Raw genomic sequence first — 585 nt, 5'->3', positions numbered from 1 at the left:
GGATGGCCGAAGCGGCCCCTTAGAAAGTGAGTGGACTGAATTTGCTGACGACGGTGGCTATTGGAACGGCCATATCGGTGCCAGCTATCAGTTTATGGACAATGCAAACGTCTATGCCAGCTTCTCGACTGCAACCAACTTGAATGGTGGTGAGTCGGATGTAGGCACTAGCTGTGGCTATGGTGGTATCTGTGTCGATGCCAGCGACCCTCAATTAGGTGACCCGGAGAAAACACAAAGCATTGAGGTTGGAACGAAGTGGCAATTAAACGATGGCAAGTTACTTGCGACAGCCGCGCTATTCCGCATCACAAAAAATGATGTGATGGAGAGCCCCTCTGGCGATAGCTATAGCACGCTGGGCTCACTGAACACAGGCAAGAACCGAGTAGAAGGTATCGAACTTGGCTTAACGGGGAATATCACTGACAAAATCAGTATGTCTGCAGGTATTGCTGTGATGGATGCCGAAGTATTGGAATCCATTAACGAAGAGGATGAAGGAAAAACCCTAGCAAACTTTGCATATACCTCTGCTTCGCTACATGTGAAATATCAGGCTACGCCACAATGGGCGATAGGTGG

1 protein-coding gene is annotated in these 585 nt (G+C 49.1%); it reads left to right on the top strand.

From position 1 onward, the window contains the following. Positions 1-585: TonB-dependent receptor domain-containing protein (locus tag A3763_RS05985; protein ID WP_156494954.1), on the top strand; the 585-nt coding region annotated here is incomplete at both ends.

It is taken from the genome of Oleiphilus sp. HI0128 (genome assembly GCF_001635365.1).
This window is presented reverse-complemented; position numbering and strand designations above follow the sequence as displayed.